Source organism: Enterococcus thailandicus, from assembly GCF_001886265.1.
GTDB classification, from domain to species: domain Bacteria; phylum Bacillota; class Bacilli; order Lactobacillales; family Enterococcaceae; genus Enterococcus_B; species Enterococcus_B thailandicus.
The window spans coordinates 1-1,492 of sequence record NZ_JXLE01000041.1 but is presented as its reverse complement, the minus strand read 5'-3'; the positions used below and the strand labels follow the sequence as shown (position 1 = coordinate 1,492).

The 1,492-nt window shown below is 40.2% G+C and carries 1 protein-coding gene; it reads left to right on the top strand.

The window, feature by feature from the left end:
* Window positions 1-39 precede the first annotated feature (39 nt).
* Window positions 40-1,433 (top strand): IS3 family transposase gene (locus tag RV17_RS13180; protein ID WP_095803321.1). Its coding sequence is split into 2 segments (ribosomal slippage): window positions 40-580 and window positions 580-1,433, totalling 1,395 coding nucleotides; the frame shifts between segments, so codons are not numbered across the junction.
* The last annotated feature ends 59 nt before the right edge of the window (window positions 1,434-1,492 follow it).

Genomic DNA, 1,492 nt, shown 5'->3' with positions numbered 1-1,492 from the left:
TAAGTTAGACCCAAAAATCTAACTTAAGGGGTTTTTTTAGTGGTCAAATATGATTATGAGTTTAAAAGAATCGTCGTCGAAGCTTATCAGAATGGTGAAGGTGGCTATGGAATCTTGGCTCGTCGCTTTCATATTCCAGCAGATTCAACTGTAAAAAAATGGGTAAAAACTGTTGAACGACTTGGCTTCAGCGCTCTAAATCGAAGGAAAGGCAAACAAACTTATTCTTCTCAATTCAAGCAAGATGTCATACACTATTATTTGACTAGTGGTGACTCTTACCTTGATGTTGCGTTGAACTATGGATTGCCATCTGGAGACCTACTCCAGCACTGGCATCAAGTATTTCTACGCGAAGGCATGGAAGGTCTTTCACCAAAACCGAAAGGAAGACCGTCTATGACAAAGAAAAAGAAGATGAAAACACCAAAGAAACCATTGACGCGCGAGCAGGAACTGGAACGAGAGAATGAACTGCTTCGTGCAGAACTGGCCTTCATAAAAAAGCTCCGAGCTTTAGGGATGACTATCCCGGATCGACTCAAGAACGAGACGCACGAATCATCCACGAACTCCGAAAAGAGTTCCGATTAGGGATTCTCCTTGAAGCGACGAAATTTCCTAAAGCAACGTATATGTATTGGCAACAGCGCTTTGACCGTGAAAATCCAGACGCCGCATTAGAAAAAATGATTACAGAAATTTTCGAAGAAAACAATGGCAATTATGGCTATCGTCGGATTCAAATTGTCTTGAATGAGCGTGGACTAAAAGTGAACCAAAAGAAAATCCGCCGATTGATGTGTAAGCTTGGACTGAAATGCGCGAAGTTCACACGAAAATCTCGTAAGTACTGTTCTTACAAAGGAACGGTTGGACAAGTGGCGAAAAATCGTATTCATCGCCGTTTTTATACATCGGTTCCACATCAAAAAATCACTACAGATACCTCTGAATTTAAGTATTACGAAAGGGACAATACGAAGGGAATCGTAATCAAAAAACTGTACCTTAACCCGTTCCTTGATATGTTTAATGGGGAAATTTTGTCTTACCGAATTTCAGAGACACCAACGTTAAAGGCCATTCTTGAGGCTCAAAAAGAAGCGATTGACTACACCGCAGATTGTCCATATCGTCGGACATTCCACTCTGACCAAGGTTGGGCTTACCAGTTGAAGCAATATAGAAAACCATTATCAAATAAGAATATTTTTCAAAGCATGTCCCGAAAGGGAAACTGTTTGGACAACTCACTGATAGAAAACTTCTTCGGTTTATTAAAGCAAGAAATGTATCATGGTGTTGAATATACCAGTCTTGAAAGCTTAAAAAAAGCAATTGAGGATTGGATTGATTACTACAACCATCGTCGAATTAAGACGAGGCTTGGCTGTAGCCCAGTTCAGTATCGAGAACGAATAACAGCATAATAAAAATACCGACCAGATTTTCTAGTCGGTATGTGGTCTAACTATTGGGTCTCACTTCA